The following is a 24,885-nucleotide window of genomic DNA, read 5'->3' as shown; positions in this document are numbered from 1 at the left end:
TTATCGCGCGAGCCTCAGCGGCCGTCCGCCCGCGGCATCGTCACCCACCACGCCGCCGCCACGATCAGCAAGCCCCCGGCCCATCCCCAGGGCCCGATGCGCTCGCCGAAGCCGTACACCGCAATGAGCGCGCCGAACACCGGCTCGCTGCCCATCAGCAGCGACACCCGGCTCGGGCTGGAGCGCGAGGCCGCGTGGTTCTGCGCGAAGAACGCGAACACGGTGCACAGCAGCACCAGGTACGCCATGCCCCACCAGAAAGAAGCGGTGGCCGGCGGCATGTGCCAGGCGCCGTTCGGCGGCGACGCGACCAGCGAGATCGCCGCCGCGCCGAGCGCCATCACGCCCGACTGCAGCGCCGTCAGCGTGAGCGCCGGCAGCGCGTGGCGGCCGGCCAGCCGGCGCGTCATGCACACCATCACCGCGCGCAGGAAGGCCGCGGCCACCATCAGCCCGTCGCCCCAGCCGAGCGACAGGTCCGTGGGCGAGGCGGCCGAGAGCATTGCGGCGCCCAGCGCCGACAGGCCCGCCGCCCAGAACACGCGACGCGCCGGCCGCTGCCCCAGCAGCCACCATTCGACAAAAGGCGTGATCGCCACGCACAGGCTGATGAGGAAGGCCGCGTTGCTCGCGCTCGTGAGCGACACGCCGAAGGTCTCGCACACGAAGATCGCCAGCAGGTTGGCGCCAAGAAGGCCGCCTACCGCCAGGCCCTGGCGCCATCGGGCGCCGAACAGCGGGCCGAGCGCGGGCAGCAACACAACGAAGGTCAGGCCGAAGCGCAGCGCGATGAACTCCAGCACCGGCAGTTGCTGCGTCGCCTGCTTGGCCACCGCGTAGCTGCCGCCCCACACCGCCGCCACGAGCAGCAGCATGACTTCGGCAAGGCCGATGCCCGCCCGCTTCCTGGCGCCCGGGCCGCCCCATGCGGCCGTGCCGTTTCCCTGCTTTGAATCCATACTCTCCAGCCGCCGTCCATGAACAACACACGAGGAAGAATTGTTCTGGGCATCACACGGGCCGGGTAGCCATCGGCCGGAACAGGACTCTTGCGTGGTGGGAACGAATTCATTTCTCAAAGTGCTGCCGGAGATGGTGACTTTCCTGCGGGTCGCCGAACTCGGCAGCTTCTCGGCCGCGGCCGATCTGCTGGGCATGACGCCGTCGGCCGCGAGCCGGCAGGTGAAGCGGCTCGAAAAGGAGATCGGCGTGCAGCTGCTGCAGCGCACCACGCGCCAGCTGCGGCTGACCGAACCCGGCGCCGAGGCCTTCGCGCGTTGCCGAGAGCTGGTGCTGGCGGCGCAGGGCACGATGGACATCGCGCAGCGCTTCTCGAAGAAGCCGGCCGGGCTGGTGCGCATCAGCGCACCGAAGGCCTTCGCGCGGCGCGTGCTGCATCCGCACATCCTCGACTTTCTCGAGCACTACCCCGAGGTCGACGTGCAGCTCATCGTGGCCGACCGCGACGTCGATCCGATCCGCGAGGGCGTGGACCTGGTGGTGCGGCTGACCACCGAGCCGCCCGAGGGGCTGGTGGCGCGCCGGCTGATGCCGGTCGAGCACATCCTGTGCGCCACGCCGGCCTACCTGGCGCGGCATGGCGCCATCGCGCATCCGCTCGATCTGCTGGCGCACAGCTGCCTGTCGCTGGGCGAGCACGAGCGCGACAACCACTGGCGCTTCAGGCAGGGCAGCGAAGAAACCGAGGTGGTGGTGCGCGGACGCTATGTGTCGAACCACAGCGAGGTGCGGCTGGACGGCGCGCTCGCGGGGCTGGGCGTGGCCTGCGTGCCGGCGTTCATCGCGCGGCCGGCGCTGGACGACGGCAGCATGGTTCGCGTACTGGCCGATTGGGAGTTCCAGGGCAACTACCACGGGCACGCATTCATCCTGTATCCGCCCGACCGCTTCATGGCGCCCAAGTGCAAGGTGCTGGTGGAGCACCTGCTGGGCGCGCTCAGCGGGTCTTCGTCAGGACGCGCACGGCCTCGGGCAAGGAGTTGACCTGCGGCATGAAGTGGTCGAGCAGCGCGCCGAGCGCGACCGCGCAGATCACCGCGCCCAGCAGCGGTTTCCAGGTGAGCCGCACGGCGGCCATGAGCCAGCCTTCCCGTGCCACGCGCACCGCCGCCCGGGCCGACACATACGAGAACGCGACCTCGATGGCCACGGCCAGCAGCGCGTCCCAGCTGAAGTAGAGCAGCACCAGCGAGCCGGCGCCGAGCACCACGGCCACGCAGATCAGGAAGACCGCCAGGATCGGCACGACGATGATGGCGCCCTCGTCGGCGCCGCCCGCGATGTCGAGCGCGCCGCTGGCCACGTCGGAAAGGCCGCCGTCGCCACCGCCCCCGTTACCTCCGTCACCCAGGTTCACATGGCCGTGCGAACCGCTGCCGCCGCGCCCGCCGCCGAAGTCGACGTCCGGCGCATCGACATCGATGTCCAGCTCGCGGCCCTCGACCAGCCGCTTGGCCCACCAGCGCAGCACCAGCAGGTAGCCCAGGTATCCCACGCCCAGCGTGAGGAAGTAGCGCACCGCCAGCGAGTCCACATGGAACAGGTGCATCTGCAGCGCCGACACGCACCACATGAGCAGCAGCGTGAAAGTGCCGATCAGGATGCCGTGCGTGCGCAGGCTGTAATTGCGATGCAGGTCGCGTTCGACCTGCGTTTCCCAAAGGCGCACGGAGCGCCAGTTGGAAAGAACCTTCATTCGCCTTCGGCGGCGGGGGCGAAAGGCACGCGCTGCGCCACGGCGCACATCAGCTCGTAGCCGATGGTGCCGGCGGCCCGCGCGACCTCGTCGATGGGCAGCACCGCGCCCGTCTTCGCCGAGTTGCCCCACAGCGTGACTTCGCTGCCGAACTTCGCGTCGGGCACCGGCGTGAGGTCGACGGTGATCATGTCCATGCTCACGCGCCCGACCATGCGGGTGCGCACGCCGTTCACCAGCACCGGCGTGCCGGTGGTGCAGTGGCGCGGATAGCCGTCGGCATAGCCGACCGCCGCGACGCCGATGGTGATCGGCCCCTCGGCCGTGAAGTTGGAGCCGTAGCCGATGGTGTCGCCGGCCTTCAGCGTCTGCACGCCGATGAGCTGGGTCGACAGCGTCATGGTCGGCTTCAGCTGCCAGTGCGCGGCGTCGTGCTCGGGGTAGTCGGGGGCGCTGCCGTACAGCACGATGCCGGGGCGCACCCAGTCGCCGCGCGTGAGGTTGGCGTGGCGCAGCGTGGCCGCGCTGTTGGCGACGGAGCGCTCGCCCGGCAGGTCGCGCGTGAAATGCTCGAACACCTCGAGTTGGTGGGCGATGCCGCGCGCGCCGTCGGCGTCGCTGAAGTGCGTCATGAGCGAGATCTCGTCGACCTGGGTCAGCGCGTTCAGTCGGGTCCAGGCGGAGCCGAAGCGCTCGGGCGTGAAGCCCAGGCGGTTCATGCCCGAATTCATCTTCAGGAACACGCGCTGCGGCTTCAGCGTCTTGTGGGCGGCGAGCATGTCGATCTGCTCGTCGCAGTGCACCGCGTGCCACAGGTCCAGGCGCGAGCACAGCTCCAGGTCGCGCGCGTCGAACACGCCTTCGAGCAGCAGGACCGGGCCGCGCCAGCCGAGCGCGCGCACGCGTTCGGCTTCGGCCAGATCGAGCATCGCGAAGCCGTCGGCGCCGCGCAGGCCTTCATAGACCCGCTCGATGCCATGGCCATAGGCGTTGGCTTTGACGACGGCCCAGACGCGGGCTTCGAGGGCCGAGCGCCGTGTGCGCTCGAGGTTGTGACGCAGCGCGTCGGTGTGGACGGTGGCGAGAATGGGGCGCGGCATGGGGGCTCTGGCAAGTCGGAGAAAATGCAGACCACGTTTTAGCACCTTCGGGAATGGGGTCGAACACCGTGGGGATGCGCAATTGCGCGTCGCACCCCCGTGCTATAACCGCCCATTCGCCCCGGACGCGACACTTTTTCACTACCGCCAGCAGACCCTCTGGCCAGCCAGCCCATCGATGAAGCGCGGTTTCTACACGATCATGTCGGCCCAGTTCTTTTCGTCGCTGGCCGACCAAGCGCTCTTCGTTGTTGCGGTCGACCTGATGCGAACTTCGGGCGCCCCCGAATGGCAGCGGGCCGCCCTGGTCCCGATCTTCGCCGTCTTCTACGTGGTGCTGGCCCCGCTGGTGGGTGCCTTCGCCGACGCCTTGCCCAAGGGCAAGGTCATGTTCATCAGCAACGCCATCAAGGTGCTCGGCTGCCTGATGATGCTGTTCGGCTCGCACCCGCTGCTCTCGTATTCCATCGTCGGGCTCGGCGCGGCGGCGTATTCGCCGGCCAAGTACGGCATCCTGACCGAGCTGCTGCCGGCCTCCCAGCTGGTCAAGGCCAATGGCTGGATCGAAGGGCTGACCATCGCCTCGATCCTGCTGGGCATCGTGCTCGGCGGCGCGCTGGTGGGGCATGCGGTTTCCAGCAAGCTGCTGGCCTTCGACTTCCCGTTCATCGACACCGGCATCAACTCGCCCGCCGAGGCCGCGATCACGGTGCTGATCTTCGTCTACGTGCTGGCCGCCTGGTTCAACACGCGCATTCCGCACACCGGCGTCGAGATGCGCCCGCTGCGCGCCAACCCCGAGCACGGCCTGGTGCGCAACGTCGCGGCGCTGCTGCCCGACTTCTGGCACTGCAACGCCCGCCTGTGGCGCGACCGCCTCGGCCAGATCTCGCTGGCCACCACCACGCTCTTCTGGGGCGCGGGCGGCAACCTCAAGTACATCGTGCTGGCCTGGGCCGCGCTGGCGCTGGACTACAACACCACCCAGGCCTCGGCGCTGACCGGCGTGGTGACCATCGGCACGGCCGTGGGCGCGGTCGTGGCGTCGATGCGCATGCGGCTGGACATGGCCACCCGCGTGATCCCCATGGGCATCGCGATGGGGCTGATGGTGATTGCCATGAACTTCATCGGCAACGTCTGGCTGGCGGTGCCCTTCCTCATCATGCTGGGCGGCCTGGGCGGCTTCCTGGTGGTGCCGATGAATGCGCTGCTGCAGCATCGCGGCCACAACCTGATGGGCGCGGGCCGCTCCATCGCGGTACAGAACTTCAACGAGCAGGCCTGCATTCTTCTGCTCGGCGGCTTCTACAGCGTGTGCACCGGCCTGGGCCTGTCGGCCTACGGCGCCATCAGCGCATTCGGCCTCGTGGTGGCCGGCTGCATGTGGATCATCAAGCGCTGGCACGAGAACAACCTGAAGAAGTATCCCGAGGAAGTCGAACACCTCTTGGCCATCGCCCGCAGCGACAAGCATCACTGATCTCGCGCGATCGCGTTGGTGAAATGGCCGGCGCGCCGGGCGCCCACCTTTTTCCAACGCCACCATGCCCGCGCTCGCACTGATGTTCAACGCCTTCGTGTGGGGCGTTTCCTGGTTTCCTTTCCGCCAGATGGCCAGCCACGGGCTGCATCCGCTGTGGACCACCTGCCTGATCTACCTGGCCATCGCGGTCGTGATGGGCCTCGTGCGGCGCCATGCCTGGCAGGGCTTCGTGGCTTTCCCCGGGCTGGTGCTGCTGGGGCTGGCGGCGGGCATCACCAACGTGGGCTTCAACTGGGCGGTGACGCAGGGCGACGTGGTGCGCGTGGTGCTGCTCTTCTATCTGATGCCGCTGTGGAGCGTGCTGCTGGGCTGGCTGCTGCTGGGCGAGCGGCCCACGGGCGGCGCGCTGGCGCGGGTGGCGCTGGCGCTCAGCGGCGTGGTGGTGGTGCTGAAGGCGCCGGGTACCGACTGGCCGGTGCCGTCGAGCCTGCCCGACTGGCTGGGCGTGGGCGCCGGCTTCAGCTTCGCGGTGACCAACATCGTGCTGCGCCGCCTGCGCGCGGCGCCGGGCGAATCGCGTGCGCTCGCCATGTTCTGCGGCTGCACCGCGGTGGCGGGCGTGGCCGCGCTGACGGGCACCGCCTTCGGCGCCGTCGACTCGCCGATGCTGGCCTCGCCCGGCTGGCTCGGCTGGGCCGCGCTGCTGGGCACCGGCTTCATCGTCGCCAACGTGTGCCTGCAATACGGCGCGCCGCGGCTCGCGGCCAGCGCGACCTCGGTGATCATGCTGTCGGAGGTGCTGTTCGCCAGCGTCTCGTCGGTGGCGCTCGGTGCGGCCACGCTGGACTCGCGCATCCTGATGGGCGGCGCGCTGATCGTGGCGGGCGCCCTCTGGTCGGCGTTTGCACGAACGCCTGTGCCGCGCGATGATCGCGCTTCCGCTCCCACCTGAGGAAACCGCATGACCAGCGTCTACGACTTCGAGGCCAACCAGATCGACGGCAAGCCGGTGAAGCTCTCCGCCTTCAAGGGCAAGGTGCTGCTCATCGTGAACACCGCCAGCAAATGCGGCTTCACGCCGCAGTTCGCCGGCCTCGAGGCGCTGCACGAAAAATACGCGAACCAGGGCCTTACGGTGCTGGGCTTCCCGTCGAACCAGTTCGGCGCGCAGGACCCGGGCACCAACGAGGAAATCGGCGCCTTCTGCACCAAGAACTACGGCGTGAGCTTTCCGATGATGGAAAAGATCGACGTCAACGGCAGCAATGCCGCGCCGCTGTACCAGTGGCTCACCAAGGAAAAGCCGGGCCTGCTGGGGCTGACGGCCATCAAGTGGAACTTCACCAAGTTCCTGATCGGGCGCGACGGCACGGTGCTCAAGCGCTATGCGCCGCTCGACACGCCGGCATCGCTCACGCGCGACGTGGAAGCGGCGCTGGCCGCCGGCTGACCCGGCCGCAAGACACTAGAAGCGGAAGTCGGCGGTCTTGGAGCCGCCACCCACCGTCACGGTCTCGGTCTTCGCGGCTCCACCGGCCGTGGAAGCATCGATGACGTAGCGCCCGGCGGGCACGTCGACCAGGCAGATCGGGCCGTTGGCGCGGAACGCCAGCGCGGCGGCGTTGTTGGCGTCGCCGCCCTTGATCGTGACTTCCACGTTTGCCAGATAGGCACCGTCGGCGCGCGCGAACAGCAGCGCCAGCGGATGGTCCTTCATGGCCGCGCGCATGGCTTGCGATTCGTCGGAGCCGATGCCGCCGCACACGTAGCGCGCGGAGCCCGCGCCCTGCCACGCCGGCATGGCGCCCTGCGCCTGCGCCGCCACGGCGCCGGCCGCGCAGATGCCTGCGAGCAGTACGCGCCGCAACAGCAGCCTGGAGGAAACGAGAGAGGCGGAAACATGGGACATGGCACTGGCTCCTTGCGAGTTCGGTGCCGCCATGATGCGCCGCCAGCGGCTTTCGCGCGAGTCGGACCGCGCCCTCCCCTGCTGTGCGATCAGGCCGCGTCCAGCGCGGCGTCCAGCAGCTCGATCCAGTGCCGCACCGGGGTGTCGCCGCTGCCGCTTTGCAGGTGCGTGATGCAGCCGATGTTGGCCGAGGCGATCACGCTCGGCTGGAGCTGCTTCAGGTGCCCGAGCTTGCGGTCGCGCAGCGGATAGGCCAGCTCGGGCTGCAACACCGAATAGGTGCCGGCCGAGCCGCAGCACAGGTGCGATTCGTTCATGGCCACGCGCATGTCGAAGCCCAGTGCGCGCAGTTGCGTCTCGACGCCGCCTCGCAGCTTCTGGCCGTGCTGCAGGGTGCAGGGCGGGTGATAGGCCACCACGCCGGAAGGCGCCTTCACGCGGGCCTTGAGCGCTGGCACGAGGTCGGGCAGCAGCTCGCCCAGGTCGCGCGTGAGTTCGCTGATGCGCGCGGCCTTCAGCGCATAGGCCGCATCGTGCTGCAGGATGTGGCCGTACTCGCGCACGGTGACGCCGCAGCCCGATGCGTTCATGACGATGGCCTCGACCTCGTTGCGCTCCACGTACGGCCACCAGGCGTCGATGTTGGCGCGCATCTGCGCCTTGCCGCCGTCCTGGTCGTTCAGGTGGAACTTCACCGCGCCGCAGCAGCCGGCCTCGGGCGCGACCACCGCCTGGATGCCGGCCGCGTCGAGCACCCGCGCGGTGGCGCTGTTGATGTTCGGCATCATCGACGGCTGCACGCAGCCAGCGAGCATCAGCACCTTGCGCGCATGCGTGGCGGCGGGCCATGCGCCGGCCTCCTGCTTCGCGGGCACCTTGGCCTTCAGCGCCTCGGGCAACAGCCCGCGCACTGCCTGGCCGAGCTTCATCGCGGGTCCGAAGAGCGGCGACGGCAGGCCTTCTTTCAACAACCATCGCTGCGCGGATTCGCCCGCGGGACGCGGCACTTTCTCGTCGACGATCTTGCGGCCGATGTCGACCAGGTGGCCGTACTGCACGCCGCTCGGGCAGGTGCTTTCGCAGTTGCGGCAGGTGAGGCAGCGGTCGAGGTGCACCTGCGTGCTACGCGTCGGCTCCTTGCCTTCGAGCACCTGCTTGATGAGGTAGATGCGGCCGCGCGGACCGTCGAGCTCGTCGCCGAGCAGCTGGTAGGTCGGGCAGGTGGCGGTGCAGAAGCCGCAGTGCACGCACTTGCGCAGGATGGCTTCGGCCTCGCGGCCTTCGTCGGTGCCTTTGAATTCGGGGGCGAGCTCGGTTTGCATGTCTTCGGTTCTTGTTCTTAGTCGGTGGCGAGCAGGCGGCCGCGGTTGAAGAGGCCGTGCGGATCGAACTCGCGCATCAGCGCGCGCTGGATGCGTTCGACGGGCGCGCTCATGGCGTCGAAGCGCGGCACTCCGCTTTGCGTGCCCGAGCCGGGCAGGCGGAACAGCGTGGCGTGGCCGCCCGCCGCGCGCGCGATCTCGCGGATGCGCGCGGCCTGTTCGACCGGCGCCTTGTACCAGCGCTGGCCGCCATGCCATTCGATCAGCGGCGCGGCGCCGTCGAGCGCCAGCGCGGGTGCGGTCTGGGGCACGGAGAGGCGCCACAGCGCATCGCCGCCTTCATCGGTAGCAAACCATGGCAGCTGCTGGTCGCGCAGCGATTGCCAGTCGGCGGCCGCGCGTGTGTTGTCCTTGCGCTCGCCGCCGAGATGCGCGCACGCGGCTTCCACGGCAGCGACCGCGCCCCGCAACCGCAGGTACAACGCGCCCGCGCCGGCGTATTCGAACCAGCAGCTCGCATTCAGCGGCAGCGGCCGGCCACCCCATTCGTTGAGCAGCCGCAGCGCATCGGCCTGGCCGCAGGCGAATTCGAGCGTGACCTCGGCCGGCGGAACCGGCAGCACCTTGAGGCTCACCTCCGCGATCACGCCCAGCGTGCCCAGCGAACCCGCGAGCACGCGCGACACGTCATAACCCGCGACGTTCTTCATCACCTGCCCGCCGAAGCTCAGCACCTCGCCGCGTCCGTTGACGAGCGTGGCGCCGAGCACGTAGTCGCGCACGGCACCCACGCTGGCTCGCGCGGGCCCGCTGAGCCCCGCCGCGACCATCCCGCCGACGGTGCCGTTGCCGTCGCCGAAGCGAGGCGGCTCGAAAGGCAGGCACTGGCCTTTCTCGGCAAGTGCCGCTTCGAGTTCGGCGAGCGGCGTGCCGGCGCGCACGGTGACGACCAGTTCGCTCGGTTCGTAGCTCGTGATGCCGGTGAGCGAGCGCGTGTCGAGCAACTCGCCTTGCGGTGCTTCGCCGTAGAAGTCCTTCGTGCCACCACCGCGAATGCGCAGGGCCGTGGCGTCGGTCGTGGCCGCATGGATGCGCTCGACTATCTGGTGGAGTGCGGTGTCGTTGCCCATCGCCATCAGAACCTCGGCAGATCGGGATGCGACAACTTCCCCCCGCGCACCACCTGCTTGCCGTACTCGGCACATCGCTGCAACGTGGGAATCACCTTGCCGGGGTTCAACATTCCCTCGGGATCGAACGCACGCTTCACCCCGAACATCTGCTCGTTCTCCGCCGCCGTGAATTGAACGCACATGCTGTTGAGCTTTTCCACGCCCACGCCATGCTCGCCCGACACCGTGCCGCCCATCGCGACACTGGTCTCCAGGATGTCGGCGCCGAAGAGCTCGCAGCGGTGCAGCTCGTCGGGGTCGTTGGCGTCGAACAGCACCAGCGGGTGCAGGTTGCCGTCGCCCGCGTGGAACACGTTGCAGCAGCGCAGGTCGTACTTTTTCTCCATTTCCTGGATCGCCAGCAGGATGTCGGCGAGCCGCTTGCGCGGAATCGTCGAGTCGAGGCACATGTAGTCCGGGCTGATGCGGCCCGAGGCGGGGAACGCGTTCTTGCGCCCGCTCCAGAACTTCATGCGCTCCTCTTCGCTGTTGCTGCACGTGATGGCGGTGGCGCCGCAGCCGCGCAGCACGGCGGTCATTCGGCCGATTTCTTCTTCCACCTCCTCGGGCGTGCCGTCCGATTCGCACAGCAGGATGGCGGCGGCATCGAGGTCGTAGCCCGCGCGCACGAAGTCTTCGACCGCGGCGGTCATGGGCTTGTCCATCATCTCCAGCCCCGCCGGGATGATGCCCGCCGCGATCACCGCCGCCACCGCGTCGCCGGCCTTTCGCACATCGTCGAAGCTGGCCATGATGCAGCGCGCGAGCTGCGGCTTGGGCACGAGCTTGACGGTCACCTCGGTGGTCACGGCCAGCATGCCCTCGCTGCCGATGACCAGCGCCAGCAGGTCGAGCCCTGGCGCGTCGAGCGCGTCGCCGCCGAATTCGATCGCCTCGCCCTCGGCCGTGAAGCCGCGCACGCGCAGCACGTTGTGCAGCGTCAGGCCGTACTTGAGGCAGTGCACGCCGCCCGAGTTCTCGGCCACGTTGCCGCCGATGGTGCAGGCGATCTGGCTCGAAGGATCGGGCGCGTAGTAGAGGTTGAAGGGCGCGGCCGCCTCGCTGATGGCGAGGTTGCGCACGCCGCACTGCACCACCGCCGTGCGGCTCACCGGATCGATCTTCAGGATGCGGTTGAACTTGGCGAGCGACATCGTGACGCCCATGGTGTGCGGCATGGCGCCGCCCGAGAGCCCGGTACCCGCGCCGCGCGCCACCACGGGCACGCCGAGCTGGTGGCAGGTCTTGAGCACGGCGGCGACCTGCGCCTCGGTCTCGGGCAAGGCCACCACCAGCGGGCGGGCGCGGTAGGCGGTGAGGCCGTCGCACTCGTAGGGCGTGGTGTCTTCGTCGTGCCAGATCAGCGCGTGTGTGGGCAGGTGCACCTGCAGCGCGCGGACCACATGGGACTGGCGCTCCGTTTTCTGTAGCGAATCGTGTTGCGTGGGGGTGAGCGGCGCGTTCATCGGCGGGCCCTTTCTTTTCTTCTGTTCGCGGATGTCTCGGGTGTACCGCACTCTACGGACATTCCCGCCGCCCCGGGTTGATGGTTTTTTGCCGGGTGCTTGAGAGAAATTCGCGAGTCCGGCCGGTCAGCGCAGGCTCTGTTCGAGCCAGTCGGCAAAGGCAGCGCACTCCCAGCGCTCCAGCGTGCCCGGCTGCCAGCAGATGTAGTGCCGGTGCGGCGAGGGCACCGCCTGGTCGGACAGCGCCACCAGCCGCCCCGATTCGAACCACGCCGCGCCCATCTTCTGCCGCACCAGCGCCACGCCGAAGCCGCTGGCGGCGGCGTCGTACACCAGCCCCAGGTCGTTGAACTGCGAGCCGACGTGCGGCTCGGGCTGGTCGAGCCCGCAGCTCGCGAACCAGGTGCCCCAGGGCTCCAGCGGGCTGCGGATCAGCCGCGCGCCCTCAATTTCGGCCGCGCTGCGAAAGCCCTGGAACGGGCCGAACTCGTTGAGATAGCTCGGGCTGCAGGCGGGCACCACCTGCTCCTCGAGCACCAGGCGATGCTCGCAGTCGGCGTACCCGCCGGGGCCGTAGCGCACTTCCAGGTCGGCCTGTTCGGCCGTCACGTCGAGCAGCGGGATCGACACCTGCAGCACCAGCTCGATGTCGGGGTAGATGTTGCGGAACAGCTCCAGGCGGGGCATCAGGAACTGGCGGCTGAAGGTCGGCGTGACGGCAATGCGCAGGCGCGTCGCGCGCTGGGCCGCATTGGCGCCCAGCGGCGTGGCCTGCAGCGCCGCGAGGCCGGTGCGCACGTTCGCGAGATAGGCCGCGCCGTCGGCCGTGAGGCTGAAGTCGCTGCGACCGAACAGCTTGAAGCCCACATGCGCCTCGAGCTGGCGGATGCGGTGGCTCACGGCGCTGGGCGTGACGCACAGCTCGTCGGCCGCGCGGCCCGCATGCCGCAGCCGCGCCACGGCCTCGAAGGTCAGCAGGCACTGGATCGGCGGAATGTGTTGCAGAGCCATGCGCGGCTGGAAACCCTCTTTTTCGCCTTCAGTCTTCGAAGAAGCTCACGGGCAGGCCCGGCGTGTCGACCCGCATCGCGATCACCATGCCCGAAGCCGGGCGCTGCGCGATCTCGTCGGCCGGCCGGCCCTTGCGGGCGCTGGTGACGAACAGGGTCTTCAGGTCGTCGCCGCCGAAGCAGGGCATGGTCGGGCACTGCACCGGCACCGCGACCGAAGCCACGCGTTCGCCCGAGGGAGAAAAGCGCAGCAGCTGCGCGCCTTCGAACATGGCCACCCAGTAGTGACCCTGCGCGTCGATGGTGGCGCCGTCGGGGCGGCCGTCGTAGTGCAGCGGCGACGCGGGCGTCCAGCCTTCGGGCTTGGCGCCGAACTGCTGGAACACGCGGGCGTGCGAGAGCGAATTGGCCTCGGCGTCCCAGTCCCACGCATGCACCACATGGGCCGCGGTGTCGGCCCAGTAGAGCGTGCGGGCGTCGGGCGAGAAAGCCAGGCCGTTGGCGGTGGTGGCCTGGTTGGCCATTTGCGTGATGGTGGGCGAGATGCCGGTGTCGCTGCGCGCGTCGAGGCAGTAGAGCGCGGCGTTGGCGCGGTCTTTCGCCTCGTTGAGCGAGCCGCCCCAGAAGCGGCCCAGCGCGTCGCACTTGCCGTCGTTGAAGCGCATGGTGCGCACGTCGTGCTCCACGCGCGCCATCGCGACCAGCGGGCCGCCCCATTCCCGCGCGCGGTAGATGCCGTCGCGCAGCGCGATCACCAGGCCGCCGCGGCGCGCCGGCGCCATGCAGCCGGGCTCGGTGGGCAGCGCCCAGCGCTCGACGGTGGCGTCCGGCGTTCCGATGTCGCCGCGCGTTCGCAGCACGGCGCGGCCCGGAATGTCGAGCCAGTAGAGCGATCGTTCCTGAGGGTGCCAGAACGGCGATTCGCCGAGCTCGCAGAGGCTGTCTTCGATGGAGGTCCACATGGTGGGCCGATTGTGCTCCCGACGGGCAAAAAAAAGCCCGCCGGCGCCGGAGCGCTTGCGGGCTGAACATCCAAAGGAGACCTCGCTTGAAAAACTTTTTTCAGTCAGTCGGTAAGCACCGCGGAACCGGCTTCGCCGAGCCGCAGGTGCCGCCCCCTGCAAGGGGGCTTGGGGTTTACCTGTTGTATGCGGTTTCGCCGTGCGAGGAGATGTCGAGGCCTTCGCGCTCTTCTTCTTCCGACACACGCAGGCCGAGGGTCAGGTCGGCGATCTTGTAGGCGATGAAGGCCACCACGCCGGACCACACGACCGTGAGCGCCACGCTCTTGATCTGGATCCAGACTTGCGCGCCCATCGAGAAGGTGTCGGGCGTCGCGCCGCCGGTGCCGCCCAGGCCCTTGGCAGCGAACACGCCGGTCAGGATGGCACCCAGGATACCGCCCACGCCGTGCACGCCGAACACGTCGAATGCGTCGTCCGCACCCAGCATGCGCTTCAGGCCACCCACGCCCCACAGGCAGACCAGGCCGGCCAGCAGGCCCAGCACGATCGAACCCATCGGGCCGACGAAACCGGCGGCGGGCGTGACAGCCACGAGGCCGGCAACAGCACCGGACGCGGCGCCCAGCATCGAGGCCTTGCCCTTGTGCAGGCTCTCGCCCAGGATCCACGACAGCGCGGCGGCAGCGGTGGCGAGCACCGTGTTGATGAAGGCCAGGCCGGCCAGCGCGTTGGCGGCACCCGCCGAGCCGGCGTTGAAGCCGAACCAGCCGACCCACAGCAGCGAGGCGCCGACCATGGTGAGCGTGAGCGAGTGAGGCGTGAAGGCTTCCTTGCCGTAGCCGACGCGCTTGCCGACCATGTAGGCACCCACGAGGCCGGCCACACCGGCGTTGATGTGCACCACGGTGCCGCCGGCGAAGTCCAGCGCGCCGTCCTTGCCCAGCAGGCCGCCGCCCCACACGATGTGGGCGATCGGCACATAGCTGAAGGTGAACCACAGCACCGAGAACAGCAGCACGGCCGAGAACTTGGCGCGTTCCGCGAAGGCGCCGACGATCAGCGCCACGGTGATGGCCGCGAAGGTGCCCTGGAAGGCGACGAACACGTATTCGGGAATCGTGGTCAGCGCGCCGAAGGTCTCCTGCGTGATGCCCTTCATGAAGATCTTGTCGAAGGTGCCGAAGAAGTTGCCGTCACCAGAGAAGGCCAGGCTGTAGCCGTACACGGCCCACAGGATGCTGATCAGCGAGAAGATCACGAAGACCTGCATCAGCACCGACAGCATGTTCTTCGAGCGGCCCAGGCCGCCGTAGAACAGCGCGAGGCCGGGGATGGTCATCAGGATCACGAGGAGGGTCGAAGTCAGCATCCAGGCGGTGTCGCCGGAGTCGATCTTCGGTGCCGGGGCCGCGGCGGGCGCGGCTGCGGGCGCTGCCGCGGCCGGAGCTGCCGCATCGGCGGCCGGGGCCGCAGCGGGTGCTGCCGCAGCAGCTGCGGGAGCCGTTGCGGCGGGTGCATCGGCAGCAGGCGCTGCCGGGGTCTGTGCGAAGCCGGAAGTACCGGCGGCGAGCACGCTCAAGCCGAGCGCAAGAGAGACAAGCAGTTTTTTCATAGTCGTTGTTCTTTCGGGCCAGGACTCGATCAGAGGGCTTCGCGGCCCGTTTCGCCGGTGCGGATGCGAACGACCTGTTCGAGGTTGTAGACAAAGATCTTGCCGTCGCCGATCTTGCCGGTGCGGGCTGCACCTTCGACGGCTTCGATCACGCGGTCGACGAGGTCGTCGGAGACGGCCGCCTCGATCTTGACCTTGGGCAGGAAGTCGACCACGTACTCCGCGCCGCGGTAGAGCTCGGTGTGGCCCTTCTGGCGGCCGAAGCCCTTCACTTCGGTGACGGTGATCCCCTGCACGCCGATGGCCGACAGTGCTTCGCGCACTTCGTCGAGCTTGAACGGTTTGATGATGGCTGTGACCAGCTTCATGAGTTTTCTCCTTTGGATGGAAATGAAACGGTGCGGCAGCTTGGGCCGCGCCTCGTTGTTCTGTCGCTTACAGCGTCTTCGTGAGCGTGAGGATGAAGCGCGCCTTGTTCGGCGAGTAGGTCGTCTGGCCGATGGGGCCGAAGCCGAGGTCGACGCCCGGGTTGGCCACCGCGAGGTACGAGCTCTGCTTGTTGGCGCCCTGCACCGAGCCGGTCAACGACAGGCCGTTGCCGAAGTCGTAGCTCGCGCCCACGTTGTAGTCCACGTAGCTCTTGTAGCCCAGGCTGCGGATGTCGCTGGACATGTTGGTGTAGCCCACCGCAGCCTTCAGCGTGACCTTGGGCACGATTTCCTTGCTGTACGACAGGTTCAGGTAGCCGGTGTTGGTGCCCTTCAGGCCCGAGCCGGCCTTGTTGCCTGCGTAGCCGAAGTAGTCCTTCGACACGGTGTGCGAGTACTTGGCCGTGAACGAGCCGAAGGTCTCGTTGGCATAGGTGCCGGCAACGTACAGCTCGGTGGTGTTGCCCGCCGAGTTGCCCGGGTAGATGTAGGTGAGCGCGCCCACGTCCATGTCCAGCGGGCCGGCCTTGAACTTGTAGCCGCCGTACAGGTCGCTCTCGATGCTGTTGCCCTTCTGCCAGTTGACGCTGGAGTTCCAGTTGCCCACGTAGAAGCCGCTGCTGCCGAAGGCGTAGTCGAAGCCGCCCTGGATGGCCGGCTTGAAGGCCTTGGTCTTGGCGTAGTCGTTCTTGCCCAGCATGTCCTGGTCCTGGCCGCGGAACTTGTAGTTCGTGGTCAGCGAGATGTTGCCCGTGAGATCCGGGGCGGGCGCGGCCGCGGCGGCGTCGGTCGTTGCCTGTGCCAGGGCTGCGCCCGAAGCGGTCAATGCAGTGGCCAGAACGATCATCGCCTTGGCGGCGGTACGGTGCGTCATCGGGAAACTCCTCGCAAGTGTGTTGTTGGACCTGAGAGGCTCAAAGCAGGGAGCGTGCCAAACTGCACAAATACCTGTGCCCCATGCGACTCGCGAGCGTCGCTTTGTGAGCCAAATCGTTACAACGCTTGTTTCGAGCGGTTGCAGCTTTCACCGGCATCGCACCACCGCGGACACACCAAAGATGGTTGCACCATCTTGGGGACAGGGAGAGAAATGAGTTTGTCTTTGGTGCAGGGCCGAGCCTTGCTGGGGCTGGAAGCGGCCAGTGTCACGGTCGAGGTGCATCTGGCCAACGGTCTGCCCAGCTTCACGCTGGTCGGCCTGGCGGAAACCGAGGTCAAGGAAGCCCGCGATGGTCCTTTCCAACAAAGTGCGGTTAGCAACCCACGGCCCCATGCGGCTTTCGACGGACCCAAACTCAGCGTGAGCGAAGCGCCGTGCGGTCAAACGGTCTCGACTTTGGGCTGATGCAACATCTTGCGGTTATCGGTCGACGGACCGTAGTCACCGATGAACCGCCAAATGAAATACCGATTTGGAAGATTTGCTGCTTGAGCCCGACCTAGGCGGGAATGCCAGAAAACTGAAATCGGCGCACCAGAACACGCCAACTAAAAAATCTCCGGCAGCCGTCCTGGTGAAAAAGTTTCAAGCGCTCGCCACGAAGAAGGACTCTTATTGGGCTTGCTCTCTGTCCATCCAGGATCAGTAATCGGCGGAATCCAACACCCGCGGATCACCGGCTGCGCCCGAGCCTCGCGATGGTTAATGAAGCACTTCTCGCTTGGTCGCCGCGACGCCCAAGCGGCGTCGGCATGGCTCCTATCTGGGCGAGATCAGTCCAGCGCCAGAGAACCTCGTCAACCGCGACTTCACCGCTGGTGCTCCCAACGAGAAATGGCTCACCGACATCTCGGAGTTCCACATTCCGGCAGGCAAGGTGTATCTGTCGCCTGTGATCGACTGCTTCGATGGCAAGGTGGTCAGTTGGACGATCAGCATGCGCCCGGACGCGCAGCTCGTGAACACGATGCTGGATGTCGCTATCGAGACGATCGACATCAGCAACCGGCCTGTTGTGCATTCGGCTCGCGGTGCCCACTATCGATGGCCGGGATGGCTGGCACGTATCGCGGATGCCGAGCTGACGCGTTCGATGTCCCCCAAAGGCTGTTCGCCCGACAATGCGGCCTGCGAGGGCGTTCATCCCATTGCTTACTGCCCAACTGCCGAAACAGTAGGGTTAGACGTTTACTCAATACTTTTGAAGGTGGCAGCCATCAATGCGCGATCCTGCAAGAACCTCCGGGGCGCTTGATTTGCTCGACGAGTTTTGGCGACAGCAACCAGACTCGCTGCTTGGGCACCTTGTCTCCAACGCGGCACGAATGCATTGCGCATAACGGGCTGGCCGCTCCATCTTGAACGCCCCGGGCGCGGGCGGTAACAAGCTTGTCCGCGAAGGCAGTCATTGGGCGGTCCCTCTGCGTCGAGCGAGAAGCTGGTCACTAAGTGAAAGAAGTTCTCGGTCACCGGCTTGCCCCTCGAAAGGAGCAATTTGCAGATGATTGCGCTGCTGTCGGGCTACCTTTTCCGGAGAGTCGTCAACTATAGTCATGCGGTCGACCGAGCAACCGTATTTTTGGGCCTTTCGCAAGTCCTTTATGTAGACGTAACCACCGCTGTGTGGGTCGACACGCTGGACGCATCTTTCAACGGCCCACGCTTTCCGCCGCAGGTGAGCAGACCAACCGAGCGGCGCGTTGCTCGCCCCGCTCGGTTGCTTCGCTGATCCGTAGAGGCTCCATCGGGGCAACTTGCGCCTGCAATGCGGCTATCAAGAGTCGCCGCCGGAGTTTGTTGCGCTGTCGCAGCCCTCGTCGTCCCGGCTCTCAGCACCGGCACCAGCGTTTACAGTGCTCCCAACTCTCCTTCGCTAAATAGATGTTCAACTTTCTTGTCACCTCCGCTGAGGGCGCTTGGGACCAGCCGGGCTACGAGTACGAACGCAGCAGGTTTCTCGAATACACGAGCGACGACATTGCGGCTAGCTTTCGTGAGCTGAAGGCGGCGCAAATCGAGACGTTGCTGAGTCTGCCTTGTCTCTTTGCGTATGAGGGCACTAATGAGCCGATGCGGGTCGGCCGCTTGAAAAGCGTCAAGCTGCGCAACGATGGTCGCCTGCTCTTCGTTGCGCCTGAGTTCGATCCGGCCGTTCCGCCTATCCCTTTTGACGCTATCAAGCCACTCCAAGCCGCACTTGATATTCGAACGTGGGAGCTGAACCGTACCCACTGGGCCATCAAGGACGAAGACCTTAATCAGGCGTTGACACATGCTGGCATCGGCCTGCAGGCCGCCGCCACGCCCAAGGTTGCCAAGACAGATCTTCCTCCACCGGCCGACGCCCCTTTTCAGGCCGACACCGTGGGAGCATTTATCGGCCACGTCCTGGGGCTGAACCATGGTGGCAAGGAAGTGTTCTACCGCGGCCATTCAAACAGAACCAAGTACCGCCTTGAGCCATCCATTCTTCGCAAGGACGAGCACGGGAACTACATGTACCGGGACGCCGAAGATCGGATGTATCGGGAGCTGTTGGTTTCGAATTCAATCGACTTCCAAGGCGATGTCTACACGCTAGACCGGCTTGTGCGGATGCAGCACTATTCGCTGCCGACGCGCTTGCTAGACATCACTTCGAACCCTCTGATTGCCTTGTACTTTGCTTGCAAGAGTAACCTTGACCAAGACGGTGAAGTTATCGTCTTCTCGATGGAGCGCGAGAAAATCAAGTACTTCGATTCCGATACCGCGAGTTGCATCGCCAATTTGACCAGACTGCCAAAGTCTTCCAAAGACGCGTTGGACTTCAGCAGCCTGGATGTTCGCAAGTTCAACAAGCTTCAGCCTGTAAAGCAGCTCCTTCATTTCGTCAAAGAAGAGAAGCCTTTCTTCGAGCCGCGGCTGGAGCCAAAGCACCTCCGCTCTATCGTATGCGTCAAGGGCAAGCACACCAATAACCGGATTGCCTTCCAGTCGGGTGCATTCCTTCTATTCGGCTCCGACGCCACCCTGGACGAAGGCGGTAGCCCCGAGATTTCTGTGCAGCGGATTTCGGTCAAGAACAAGGGCGCCGTCTTGAAGCAACTGGATCAGCTGAATATCAACGAAAGCACCGTGTTCCCGTACATCGAGAATTCGGCGAAGTACATTGCGCATAAGTTCTCTTTCCGGGACCCCAATCGAGTCACTTGAGCTCTTCAAGATCCAGAAGGAAAAGTTATAGGTCCTTTCTCTCGTGACGATTGATCGAAGTCTCTATCGTCCTGCGTCCAACCATTGAAGCAGGTTGCTCTGGCGGTCGCTCCTCGGCCTTCCTCAAATCGCAGAGCAAGTCTTCTCGACGAAGCCGGAGGCACTCTTCGCATCATCGGTCTCGACCATCGAGACTCAACCCAGGGCTTGGTACAAAGTGCGCGGGAGACGAGATTTACTTGGCGAGAAAGTCCTCTGGGGCTTTGCCTGCTTCAAGCGCGGCCTTAAACCATGCTGGCCGCGGACCACGGCCGCTCCAGATGTTGCCGTTCTGATCACGAAACTTCGCAGCCGCAGTCGTCGCAGCTTTCCCGCTTGCCTTAAGACCACGCTTCGGGCTCTTGACCGGCCTAGCAGACCGCTTTCCAGCACCCCCCTCGAAACCGAGTTCGGCGGCAGTAAATCCATAGACAGCGATCGCCTCCTTGATCCTCGCCAAGACTTCGTGGGCCTCTTGTTTGCGTAGCAGTTCAGCCTCTTTCTGAAGTTGTTCAATTTGCTTCTGAACTTCAATGAATGTCTTCTTTGCCATTGCTGAGATTCCTCTCGGTAAAAAGGCAAGGATACTTGCATTCGCTCACTGCTCCCCGCAGATCCTAGCGATTGAAATAATGCATCCAATTCCTACCCTAAGCGTTGAGTCATGCCGCAAAGCACTGACTGGGTAAAGGTAGTTCGCGTGTCGTCTTGTTGTTCGGATGATTGTGCCAACACTCCCTGGGAAGCGCCGCTTTAGGCTTCAGTAGGATGGCAGTAATGGCGTGAGACAGTCCTCAAATCCGACATGCACGCGGTTCATCCGAGCTGCCAGAACACGGTCCCCGGTCAGTATTGCCAACATCATCGCAGCGATCGTAACAAGGCCGTTTGAGCATTCGATCAGTTGGCAGACCAGCTGCACCGGAAAGCCGTCTTGATGGCGTCGCAGTGCATGCACGCCGACATGGACGAAGGAGTTCAAGGCATGCCGCTGCATGTCCTCGAACCGGCCCAACATCGCTGCAGGTGGCGCAGCGGCCGGCACGGCAATCGAGGCGCCACGCAGCTGTTTGATCATTTCTCGCGCTGCCGGCAGCTTTCGTGCAGCTTCGTCACCCGCTGTGCTGAGCGGCGCCGCCGCCAAGGCCACTTGCCCATCTGAAGCTGCAAACAGAAGCCATGCCGAGCGCGTTGTCGATTCAAACTGAAGTCGCATCAGGGGCACCGCCGACGAGACAAACCCGTCGGCAATCAGCGATCGCAGCGCGCGTGCGTGGTCGATTGAGAGAGACGCGGCAGTGACGCTGAGTGCCAATTTTTCCGCATCTTCACCGTGTTCGGGGTACCGGTCGAGCTCGAGCATTCGAACGATGGTGTCGTCGAGTTCATCGGATCGGCGCAGGAGGTGTTCGATGTCCATGCGCCAAGGCTCGCACAATGAGTTGGCCACTGCAACTATCGCTGCGTTGCGAGCTGGCTCGCTCGACAATCTACGTTGTTGGCCGGTTGCGAAACTGCCTCAACCCAATCATCCCCTACATTGCGCGAATCTTTTTTCCGTTGCCTGCGCGAGGATCGACATAGCCGGGAGCAAGCTCGGCTTCGCTCCCGTACAAATCCAACGGTTCTTTGAGCCACAGTGGAAAATCGCGAGCGGCAAGGCTGTGGTCTGGAGAACAGTCCACGCACCAGCGTCGGAGCATGTAGCCCGAGTGCGCAGCGCGCACTCGTACCTTAAGCATACCGTCCACCATTGGGTAGTCCATCTCGACGATTTCAGATCTTGGATGATTCGGGTGCGTGACCAGTTCCAGCTCGATGACACGATTCCACAGCACGTCTTGCTCTACGGTCTCTTCCTTGAGCACAGGGCGGTCATCCAGCACCTTGGGATCTTGCATGCGCGTGAGTACGTAGTCTCGAAACTGGCGATGCTTCCGGTCGAACGCCCTCACCTGCCACATCAGACCGATGTCGACCAGTGCCAGAGGTACCAGTTCCTTGAGGGTCCGGCCACTTGCGACGGAGGTGTAGTGGAGCCGCACAGCCTTCCCCAGACGGATCGCCCGGGTGATCGGCGCGATCACGGAAGCCGCTGGCAGATTCAACGCAGTCGGGTATTCGCATCGCACCATGGGTTGCGACTGCGCATCAAGACCTTGACCAAAGCCCTGCGAAAGCGCTGTCAGCACGCGCTGGGGCGCGTGGTCAAAAAGCGGCTCAAAGGCTTTGGTAGGTCGATAGAGCTTCGCTGCCTTGTCGAGCTCCAGGTTTTCGGAGGCGATCTCCTTGTACTGAGCGATGTCGCGCGTTGCACCGGCGGGTCCGGACTCGAATCGATCGATCAGGTCCTGTCGCCGAAGCTCACCCAAAAAGTAGAGCTGGAAGTCGATGAATGCCAGACGCTCACGTTGAGTGCGCGGAATTTCGTCGACCTCACGGCGACGCGCTTCTTGATCGAGGTATGGCATGGGGCAATCATATTCGATCAGAATACAGAACCACTAAGATCCGTTGACATACCCAAAATGATCGCCTAAGATTTAGGCATTACAGCAACAGGAGCTTCCATGGCGAAGAACAAACCGATCGGTGACGACGCTCGCGTCGGCGCGGTGAAAGACCGCTCCCAAGTGTTCAACCCGACCAACCAGGTCTGGACCAAGCGCGATTCGGACTCCGGGCGCTTCATGGACCAGAAGGCAGACGGCGAACCGTTCAAGGGCGTTCGCAAGGAAAAACCCAGCAACTAACGCGGGCGGGAAGGACCGGCGCTTGCGGTCTCCACCCCCTCGCACGGAGACCTACACATGCAACGCGATCTTCCCCAGCTTCCGACCCGCCGCCGTTTTTCCGATGCGGCGTCTGCGAAATTCTTCTACCTCGCCGAGAAGATCGCGCGGGTCTACGAGCCGACCACCACCCAACTCGAGGAGCTCGACCGAGCCTACGGGAGCACAGGCGACTACCTGGCGACTTGCCCGGAATTCGATGGCTTGCTGTACCGGGTTCATGCGCACGGCTCCCGGCAGCTCGGAACGATGGTTCGACCCATTGACGCATGCCGGACCGGCTACGACATCGACTTGGCCGCCTGCCTGGAAGCAGCCGGCATGCGCCGCTACAGTGGCTCGACCGGCCCCGCACTCCTCATTGAACACCTCTACGTCGCGTTGAAGCGCTACGCCGACCGGCACGGTCTGGAAATCAAGCGACACGAACGGTGCGTCACGCTGACCTACGCCGGTGGCATGACGGCCGACTTCGCGCCGATCATCGACGACCCCTCGCAGGTGGTGATGCACGGCGACACGCACGCAAGCATCCCCGACCGCGACCTGCAGCGCTACATCTCAACCAACCCGCGTGGGTACTGCAAAGCCTTCGACCTCATCGCGCAGATCTCGCCGGCGTTCGAACGCTCCACCGCGATGCACATGACATTCGACTCGATGCGAAAGTCCGAACTGGTGCCGCTGCCTGATGCGGACGAAGTTTTTGGCCGCCTGCTGTCGCGTCTGGTGCAGCTCACCAAGATCAATCGCAACATTCGGTTCGGTGCACCCTCGGGCACGTTGGATCTGGCACCGCCCTCGAGTTTCCTCACGACCCTTGTCGCCAATGCCTACGCGATTGAAGCGCCCAAGCCACACGATGGCCCCATGGACCTGCTGCTGGACATGGTGTCGCTGATGCCCAAGCTTTTCCAGCGCCTCCAGTTGCCTGAAGGCAGGGAGTTTTGGTATCTCAGCAACCCGACCGCCCTGAACGACAACCTGGCAGGTTGCATGGACACGAGCTCCAAGCAGAAGGCGTTCGATGCTTGGCACGAACGCCTGCAGACGGACCTGACCGCCCTCGTTGATGCCATCGATCAAAGCGCCGGCCTCGACGTCATTGCCAAGGCTGCCGAACGCGCATTCGGAGACCGTGCAAAGAACGCGGTGCTCGAGGACAACGCCGCACGGCGCGAGGAAAAGAGGACGTCGGGCCAGGCTGTCTTCATCGCTGGCGGATCTGCTGCGATTTCCACACCGAGCCGCGCCCACACCAATTTCGGTGATTGATGGGTCGCAGACCGAGCATGCCGGCGCCGACCCTGCCCGAGCGGGCTTACGAGCTGCGGGCGCTACGCTTTCCCGATGCGCAAGTGCAACTGGTTCAAGGTCGCGAGCTGCGCTTCCGGTTTGCGATCTCGCCGACGGCCTTCTCCCGTCAATATCAATGCCTGCTGGTGATGACGCGGACTGGCTTCCCGGAAATGTTCATCCTGTCGCCCAATCTGCTCGAACTGTCAGATGGACGAACGCTTCCGCACATCTACCGACACGATGGTGGTGGCACCAAGCTCTGCCTCTGGCTCCCTCGCAAGAGCGAATGGTCTTCTCACATGCGACTGCTGGAGACCTACATCGCGTGGACCAGCGAGTGGCTGAATTATTTTGAAGAGTGGCTCGTGACCGACCAGTGGGCGGGCGGCGGCGAGCATCCAGTGCCGAAGAAGAAGCGGTGGCGGTGACGCCGCCAAATTGAACTACGTCAGTCAAAAACAATGGGAGCAGAGGGATCGCATGAACCAGATCATCACGAAGCAGAACGAGCGGTATTCACTGCAGCTACTCAGCGCGCAACGGCAAACTTATTCGGACGCCAAGTGCTTGCTGGCTTTCCAACTGGTGCTGATTGGGCCACTGGCAGCAGCGACGGCCATGGTGAGCATCTTCGTGCCCGACTGGAAGATCATTGTTGCGCTGTGGGGAGTGATCGTCCTTGTGCTCGATCTCGCGTACTTCACACCAAAGCAAAAACGTCTTCGTGAATCCGGTGCCCGAATCCAGGAACGCTTCGACTGCGAGGTGTTGAACCTGAGTTGGGATGCAACGCGAGTGGGCAGCCAGGAGCCGCATGAAAACGTGATCCGACAGTCTGCCCGCTATCAAAAGATCGCCCACACGATGACGTCGCTGGAGGACTGGTACTCGGTGGTGGTGGGCAGCCTGCCCATGCCAATGGCCCGTCTAATCTGTCAGCGCACGAACTGCTGGTGGGATGCCGAGCAGCGCCGCAAATACGCGTCCGTCATGGGCGGAATTCTGCTCACGAGTTTCCTCGTCGTCCTTGCCCTGGGCGTCTTTGCAAAGCTTTCGGTCAATGAGTTGATCTTGATTGTGCTGTTCCCCATGTTGTCGACTTTAAAGCAAGCCTATCAACAATGGAGCGACAACCGTGAGGCCGCCAACAGGCTGGACATTCTCCGCGCGTGCGCAGAGAAATCCTGGAAGGCCGCGCTCAGCGGAGCAGACGACCGTACGCTAGAAAATGAGTCACGAGCTTTGCAAGGAGAGATTTTTGATGGGCGGAAGCGCAATCCACTGGTCTTCGATTTCCTCTTCAAACGCTTGCGCGATGAACATGAGGTGCAGATGAACTCGGGGGCAGCGCATCTCGTAGCTGAAGCGGAGCAGGCCATGAAGCCCTGAGAGCCAAATCTCTATAAAGGCAAAAGCTTGGTCCCATTCAGCCCG

Annotated in this window: 25 protein-coding genes and 2 pseudogenes; 11 read left to right on the top strand and 16 right to left on the bottom strand. The window is 64.9% G+C overall.

Translation table 11 applies throughout. The features are described 5' to 3' along the window. Positions 1–14 precede the first annotated feature (14 nt). Complete coding sequence (locus L3V85_RS03835) at positions 15–959, bottom strand: DMT family transporter (protein ID WP_237678083.1); 945 nt, start codon at positions 957–959, stop codon at positions 15–17. 97 nt (positions 960–1,056) lie between these two features. Between L3V85_RS03835 and L3V85_RS03830 the strand changes: the two genes are divergently transcribed. Further along, positions 1,057–2,004, top strand: a complete 948-nt coding sequence (locus L3V85_RS03830) for a LysR family transcriptional regulator (RefSeq protein ID WP_237678082.1) — start codon at positions 1,057–1,059, stop codon at positions 2,002–2,004. Here L3V85_RS03830 and L3V85_RS03825 read toward each other — a convergent pair. Then, positions 1,958–2,716, bottom strand: coding sequence for a hypothetical protein (locus tag L3V85_RS03825; protein WP_237678081.1), 759 nt, complete (start codon positions 2,714–2,716; stop codon positions 1,958–1,960). The genes L3V85_RS03830 and L3V85_RS03825 overlap by 47 nt on opposite strands. After that, on the bottom strand, positions 2,713–3,816 hold the full coding sequence (gene alr / locus L3V85_RS03820; RefSeq protein WP_237678080.1) for an alanine racemase: 1,104 nt from the start codon (positions 3,814–3,816) through the stop codon (positions 2,713–2,715). The genes L3V85_RS03825 and alr overlap by 4 nt, the downstream gene beginning before the upstream one ends. Positions 3,817–3,994: 178 nt before the next feature. Between alr and lplT the strand changes: the two genes are divergently transcribed. From lplT to L3V85_RS03805, 3 genes are all read left to right on the top strand, one after another. Further along, a complete protein-coding gene (lplT, locus tag L3V85_RS03815; protein WP_237678079.1) occupies positions 3,995–5,299 on the top strand; it encodes a lysophospholipid transporter LplT in 1,305 nt (434 codons plus the stop codon). Between the two features lie 64 nt (positions 5,300–5,363). Continuing rightward, positions 5,364–6,254 carry a DMT family transporter gene (locus L3V85_RS03810; RefSeq protein WP_237678078.1) on the top strand — a complete coding sequence of 297 codons (891 nt, stop codon included), beginning with the start codon at positions 5,364–5,366 and terminating at the stop codon, positions 6,252–6,254. 9 nt (positions 6,255–6,263) lie between these two features. Further along, positions 6,264–6,752, top strand: a complete 489-nt coding sequence (locus tag L3V85_RS03805; protein ID WP_237678077.1) for a glutathione peroxidase — start codon at positions 6,264–6,266, stop codon at positions 6,750–6,752. Between the two features lie 15 nt (positions 6,753–6,767). Here L3V85_RS03805 and L3V85_RS03800 read toward each other — a convergent pair whose 3' ends face one another. From L3V85_RS03800 to L3V85_RS03760, 9 genes are all read right to left on the bottom strand, one after another. Then, positions 6,768–7,211, bottom strand: coding sequence for a carboxypeptidase regulatory-like domain-containing protein (locus L3V85_RS03800; RefSeq protein ID WP_237678076.1), 444 nt, complete (start codon positions 7,209–7,211; stop codon positions 6,768–6,770). A gap of 89 nt (positions 7,212–7,300) precedes the next feature. Next, the gene (gene glcF / locus L3V85_RS03795; RefSeq protein WP_237678075.1) at positions 7,301–8,533 is read right to left on the bottom strand and encodes a glycolate oxidase subunit GlcF; all 1,233 of its coding nucleotides are present in this window, start codon (positions 8,531–8,533) and stop codon (positions 7,301–7,303) included. A gap of 17 nt (positions 8,534–8,550) precedes the next feature. Continuing rightward, positions 8,551–9,663: a glycolate oxidase subunit GlcE gene (gene glcE / locus L3V85_RS03790; RefSeq protein ID WP_237678074.1), complete on the bottom strand. Its 1,113-nt coding sequence runs from the start codon at positions 9,661–9,663 to the stop codon at positions 8,551–8,553. 5 nt (positions 9,664–9,668) lie between these two features. After that, positions 9,669–11,171, bottom strand: a complete 1,503-nt coding sequence (locus L3V85_RS03785; protein WP_237678073.1) for an FAD-linked oxidase C-terminal domain-containing protein — start codon at positions 11,169–11,171, stop codon at positions 9,669–9,671. Between the two features lie 126 nt (positions 11,172–11,297). Continuing rightward, positions 11,298–12,182: a LysR substrate-binding domain-containing protein gene (locus L3V85_RS03780; RefSeq protein ID WP_237678072.1), complete on the bottom strand. Its 885-nt coding sequence runs from the start codon at positions 12,180–12,182 to the stop codon at positions 11,298–11,300. A gap of 28 nt (positions 12,183–12,210) precedes the next feature. Continuing rightward, positions 12,211–13,143, bottom strand: a complete 933-nt coding sequence (locus tag L3V85_RS03775; RefSeq protein ID WP_237678071.1) for an SMP-30/gluconolactonase/LRE family protein — start codon at positions 13,141–13,143, stop codon at positions 12,211–12,213. A gap of 175 nt (positions 13,144–13,318) precedes the next feature. After that, complete coding sequence (locus L3V85_RS03770; protein WP_272934736.1) at positions 13,319–14,758, bottom strand: ammonium transporter; 1,440 nt, start codon at positions 14,756–14,758, stop codon at positions 13,319–13,321. Between the two features lie 29 nt (positions 14,759–14,787). After that, positions 14,788–15,126 carry a P-II family nitrogen regulator gene (glnK, locus tag L3V85_RS03765; RefSeq protein WP_007833403.1) on the bottom strand — a complete coding sequence of 113 codons (339 nt, stop codon included), beginning with the start codon at positions 15,124–15,126 and terminating at the stop codon, positions 14,788–14,790. Between the two features lie 67 nt (positions 15,127–15,193). Then, a complete protein-coding gene (locus L3V85_RS03760; RefSeq protein ID WP_237678070.1) occupies positions 15,194–16,060 on the bottom strand; it encodes a TorF family putative porin in 867 nt (288 codons plus the stop codon). Positions 16,061–16,276: 216 nt separating this feature from the next. Between L3V85_RS03760 and L3V85_RS03755 the strand changes: the two are divergent. Both L3V85_RS03755 and L3V85_RS03750 read left to right on the top strand, forming a co-directional pair. Further along, positions 16,277–16,447, top strand: a pseudogene (locus tag L3V85_RS03755) (YifB family Mg chelatase-like AAA ATPase); the annotation flags it as partial. A 400-nt stretch (positions 16,448–16,847) separates the two neighbouring features. Continuing rightward, a pseudogene (locus tag L3V85_RS03750) lies at positions 16,848–17,264 on the top strand (transposase); the annotation flags it as partial. 267 nt (positions 17,265–17,531) lie between these two features. On the opposite strand, the gene L3V85_RS37520 reads toward L3V85_RS03750, so the two are convergent. Then, positions 17,532–17,879, bottom strand: coding sequence for an NIF family HAD-type phosphatase (locus L3V85_RS37520; RefSeq protein WP_366492395.1), 348 nt, complete (start codon positions 17,877–17,879; stop codon positions 17,532–17,534). Positions 17,880–18,007: 128 nt separating this feature from the next. On the opposite strand from L3V85_RS37520, the gene L3V85_RS03745 reads away from it, so the two are divergent. Then, positions 18,008–19,321, top strand: coding sequence for an FRG domain-containing protein (locus tag L3V85_RS03745; protein WP_237678068.1), 1,314 nt, complete (start codon positions 18,008–18,010; stop codon positions 19,319–19,321). 235 nt (positions 19,322–19,556) lie between these two features. On the opposite strand, the gene L3V85_RS03740 is transcribed toward L3V85_RS03745, so the two are convergent. The 3 genes from L3V85_RS03740 to L3V85_RS03730 form a co-directional block, all read right to left on the bottom strand. After that, on the bottom strand, positions 19,557–19,913 hold the full coding sequence (locus L3V85_RS03740; protein WP_237678067.1) for an H-NS family nucleoid-associated regulatory protein: 357 nt from the start codon (positions 19,911–19,913) through the stop codon (positions 19,557–19,559). Positions 19,914–20,120: 207 nt separating this feature from the next. Further along, positions 20,121–20,780 carry a DUF6988 family protein gene (locus L3V85_RS03735; RefSeq protein WP_237678066.1) on the bottom strand — a complete coding sequence of 220 codons (660 nt, stop codon included), beginning with the start codon at positions 20,778–20,780 and terminating at the stop codon, positions 20,121–20,123. A gap of 115 nt (positions 20,781–20,895) precedes the next feature. Then, a complete protein-coding gene (locus tag L3V85_RS03730) occupies positions 20,896–21,831 on the bottom strand; it encodes a WYL domain-containing protein (protein WP_237678065.1) in 936 nt (311 codons plus the stop codon). A gap of 99 nt (positions 21,832–21,930) precedes the next feature. On the opposite strand from L3V85_RS03730, the gene L3V85_RS03725 reads away from it, so the two are divergent. The 4 genes from L3V85_RS03725 to L3V85_RS03710 are packed head-to-tail and all read left to right on the top strand — an operon-like array spanning position 21,931 to position 24,840. Beyond that, the gene (locus tag L3V85_RS03725) at positions 21,931–22,113 is read left to right on the top strand and encodes a hypothetical protein (protein WP_237678064.1); all 183 of its coding nucleotides are present in this window, start codon (positions 21,931–21,933) and stop codon (positions 22,111–22,113) included. A gap of 57 nt (positions 22,114–22,170) precedes the next feature. Continuing rightward, entirely contained in the window at positions 22,171–23,427 is a 1,257-nt protein-coding gene (locus L3V85_RS03720; RefSeq protein WP_237678063.1) for a cyclic GMP-AMP synthase DncV-like nucleotidyltransferase, read from the top strand. Between the two features lie 17 nt (positions 23,428–23,444). Beyond that, on the top strand, positions 23,445–23,879 hold the full coding sequence (locus L3V85_RS03715; RefSeq protein WP_237678062.1) for a hypothetical protein: 435 nt from the start codon (positions 23,445–23,447) through the stop codon (positions 23,877–23,879). A gap of 52 nt (positions 23,880–23,931) precedes the next feature. Next, positions 23,932–24,840: an S-4TM family putative pore-forming effector gene (locus tag L3V85_RS03710; protein ID WP_237678061.1), complete on the top strand. Its 909-nt coding sequence runs from the start codon at positions 23,932–23,934 to the stop codon at positions 24,838–24,840. Positions 24,841–24,885 lie beyond the last annotated feature (45 nt).

Source organism: Variovorax paradoxus (assembly GCF_022009635.1).
Taxonomy (GTDB): domain Bacteria; phylum Pseudomonadota; class Gammaproteobacteria; order Burkholderiales; family Burkholderiaceae_C; genus Variovorax.
The sequence above is the reverse complement of the archived record's forward strand: the minus strand, read 5'-3'. Positions and strand labels throughout refer to the sequence as shown.

Coding starts and splice junctions, on each gene's coding strand:
- L3V85_RS03835 (WP_237678083.1), bottom strand. CDS start 959: ATGGATTCAAAGCAGGGAAACGGCACGGCCGCATGGGGCGGCCCGGGC.
- L3V85_RS03825 (WP_237678081.1), bottom strand. CDS start 2,716: ATGAAGGTTCTTTCCAACTGGCGCTCCGTGCGCCTTTGGGAAACGCAG.
- alr (WP_237678080.1), bottom strand. CDS start 3,816: ATGCCGCGCCCCATTCTCGCCACCGTCCACACCGACGCGCTGCGTCAC.
- lplT (WP_237678079.1), top strand. CDS start 3,995: ATGAAGCGCGGTTTCTACACGATCATGTCGGCCCAGTTCTTTTCGTCG.
- L3V85_RS03810 (WP_237678078.1), top strand. CDS start 5,364: ATGCCCGCGCTCGCACTGATGTTCAACGCCTTCGTGTGGGGCGTTTCC.
- L3V85_RS03805 (WP_237678077.1), top strand. CDS start 6,264: ATGACCAGCGTCTACGACTTCGAGGCCAACCAGATCGACGGCAAGCCG.
- L3V85_RS03800 (WP_237678076.1), bottom strand. CDS start 7,211: ATGTCCCATGTTTCCGCCTCTCTCGTTTCCTCCAGGCTGCTGTTGCGG.
- glcF (WP_237678075.1), bottom strand. CDS start 8,533: ATGCAAACCGAGCTCGCCCCCGAATTCAAAGGCACCGACGAAGGCCGC.
- glcE (WP_237678074.1), bottom strand. CDS start 9,663: ATGGGCAACGACACCGCACTCCACCAGATAGTCGAGCGCATCCATGCG.
- L3V85_RS03785 (WP_237678073.1), bottom strand. CDS start 11,171: ATGAACGCGCCGCTCACCCCCACGCAACACGATTCGCTACAGAAAACG.
- L3V85_RS03780 (WP_237678072.1), bottom strand. CDS start 12,182: ATGGCTCTGCAACACATTCCGCCGATCCAGTGCCTGCTGACCTTCGAG.
- L3V85_RS03775 (WP_237678071.1), bottom strand. CDS start 13,143: ATGTGGACCTCCATCGAAGACAGCCTCTGCGAGCTCGGCGAATCGCCG.
- L3V85_RS03770 (WP_272934736.1), bottom strand. CDS start 14,758: ATGAAAAAACTGCTTGTCTCTCTTGCGCTCGGCTTGAGCGTGCTCGCC.
- glnK (WP_007833403.1), bottom strand. CDS start 15,126: ATGAAGCTGGTCACAGCCATCATCAAACCGTTCAAGCTCGACGAAGTG.
- L3V85_RS03760 (WP_237678070.1), bottom strand. CDS start 16,060: ATGACGCACCGTACCGCCGCCAAGGCGATGATCGTTCTGGCCACTGCA.
- L3V85_RS03745 (WP_237678068.1), top strand. CDS start 18,008: ATGTTCAACTTTCTTGTCACCTCCGCTGAGGGCGCTTGGGACCAGCCG.
- L3V85_RS03740 (WP_237678067.1), bottom strand. CDS start 19,913: ATGGCAAAGAAGACATTCATTGAAGTTCAGAAGCAAATTGAACAACTT.
- L3V85_RS03735 (WP_237678066.1), bottom strand. CDS start 20,780: ATGGACATCGAACACCTCCTGCGCCGATCCGATGAACTCGACGACACC.
- L3V85_RS03730 (WP_237678065.1), bottom strand. CDS start 21,831: ATGCCATACCTCGATCAAGAAGCGCGTCGCCGTGAGGTCGACGAAATT.
- L3V85_RS03725 (WP_237678064.1), top strand. CDS start 21,931: ATGGCGAAGAACAAACCGATCGGTGACGACGCTCGCGTCGGCGCGGTG.
- L3V85_RS03720 (WP_237678063.1), top strand. CDS start 22,171: ATGCAACGCGATCTTCCCCAGCTTCCGACCCGCCGCCGTTTTTCCGAT.
- L3V85_RS03715 (WP_237678062.1), top strand. CDS start 23,445: ATGCCGGCGCCGACCCTGCCCGAGCGGGCTTACGAGCTGCGGGCGCTA.
- L3V85_RS03710 (WP_237678061.1), top strand. CDS start 23,932: ATGAACCAGATCATCACGAAGCAGAACGAGCGGTATTCACTGCAGCTA.